Genomic DNA, 2051 nt, shown 5'->3' with positions numbered 1-2051 from the left:
CGAAATCTTGAATGTTTTAGTCCCTAGACTATAAAACTTCTTATAAGTTGAATTAGGGGAAATTGGACGACCATATTTCCCAACCGTATGAAGCCGATTGTACAGAAAGGCTTTTAGCTCGTAGGCAAGACGTGAGAATGTTGGATTAACATGCGTAGCTCGGTTGAAGTAGTTATGAATACCCAAAACAAAACTATTGAAGCGGAGGGCATTATCTATAGTAGGGGAATCTTTGATTCTTAAGATGTGTTTCTTTGCTTGTTCCTTGAGTTGTTTTACCTTTTTGTGTTTGATTCCTGTATGAGCAACTCTTTTCTTCCTCTTTCTTTCTGCCCTAATTGTAAACCCTAAAAATTCTGATTCTCGCTTTCGTAGGTTTACGATTTGCGATTTTTCTGGTGAAATATCTAGTTTTAAACGTTCTTTTAGATACAGCCTAACTGCGTGATACCATTTATGAGCTGTTTTTCCATCTCGACAGAGAATTTTAAAATCGTCCGCATAGCGGACGAGGTACCCTTCTTTAAGTTTTGTACGCTTTTTTGCGTATAATTCACCTTCTCTTGATTTATACTGTTTCGCGAGAGGGAAAAACTCCCATTGTCTAGAAACCCACTGATCTAAATCGTTTAGCACAATATTTGATAATATCGTCGATAAAATCCCACCTTGCGGTACGCCCTTAGATGGAACTCCTTCTTCATCAATTTCAGCTTTTAACATTTTAGCTATGCAAGCTAGAACTTTTTTATCATGGACACCTAAGTTCCATAATTGTTTGATTAAAAGTGAATGATTGACATTATCGAAAAATCCTTTAATATCAACGTCAACAACATAATGCAGTTGTGATTGGTTGATTAAAAATTGTACCCTTGCCATAGCATGATGTGTAGACCTTAGCGGTCTAAATCCATAACTATGCTTGTAGAAGTGAGCTTCGGCAATGGGTTCAAGAACTTGTTTAAAACATTGTTGAATGATTCGGTCAAGAATACATGAAATTCCGAGTGGTCTTAACTTACCATTTTCCTTTTCAATCCATTTTCTTTTGACCTTTTTAGGTTGATAGTTTTCTAGTTTTGATTGGATGGTTTCTACTACATCATTTTCCGAGAGCCTTTGAATATTTTTGATGGTTTTTCCATCTGTCCCTGGTGTTCTTGACCCTTTATTACTTTTGATTGTACGATAGGCTAGAAGAATATTTTCTCTGGATGTAATGATGTCATATAGATAGTTAAACGTTTCTTTCTGGCTAGCTTTTTCGTGTAAATCAGTAAAGGTTTCCGTCATATTGTAGTAATCCCAAAATCTCAAAGTTGACACTGTGGCATCCCTCCTAAATAGAGAGTGATGGTTCCCACGTTCCTACCCGAACGGTGTCATTCACATGAAGAAAATAATCATTTTACTTCGCTAGACTTGGGGCTGTTCCTCCACTCCCGTTACAGGAGATTCGTCAGTCGTACCCCTACCTTCACAAGAATAAATGCATTTCAGTTCTTACCTTATAGCAAACGTTTCAGATGACAGTCCTTGTTTCAACGTTCCTTGCTTCCCAAGTACCTTACAACGTAGCTATTCATACTAGACGTAAGTGCTTTCTGTAAGCCTGTGAGCGTGATACCGCCATTGTCCGGTATAGCGTATTTCAGAGGAAGCAGTTTTACTCTACACCACTCACCCCAACGTAAGTTGGGACATAGCTTTACACTATGCTCGTAACTTTAGACCCGTATATTCGAAAGTTCGTCAGTTCCTTTAGAATGGAACATTCTCACCTTATCTAGTTTTTCAGCCATCCGGCATATCAGTTAGCATACCTTTTTTCGATGAAATGGCTCTAGCTTTCCTTCTGCCGACTCTACCTATGCTTCGAACCCCATGGTCTGTCATTCATGACGCACGTAGGAGTCTTGATGAGATTGTTTCAGGAAACGTGGATCCATCATTCCAATCCTCCGTTGTAAAGTTGAAGTTTTGTCTTAAACTTCCTGCTTTTCACGCTGAATGCGCTTATAGCAGCACTTGTCGCGCGCTTCCGTTAG

The 2051-nt window shown here is 38.9% G+C and carries 1 protein-coding gene; it reads right to left on the bottom strand.

The window, feature by feature from the left end; all coding sequences use genetic code 11:
- On the bottom strand, positions 1-1329 hold a 1329-nt coding region (gene ltrA / locus J2S74_RS27235; protein ID WP_307332901.1), incomplete at its 3' end, for a group II intron reverse transcriptase/maturase.
- Between the last annotated feature and the right edge of the window lie 722 nt (positions 1330-2051).

Source organism: Evansella vedderi (assembly GCF_030813435.1).
GTDB classification, from domain to species: domain Bacteria; phylum Bacillota; class Bacilli; order Bacillales; family Salisediminibacteriaceae; genus Evansella; species Evansella vedderi.
This window is presented reverse-complemented; position numbering and strand designations above follow the sequence as displayed.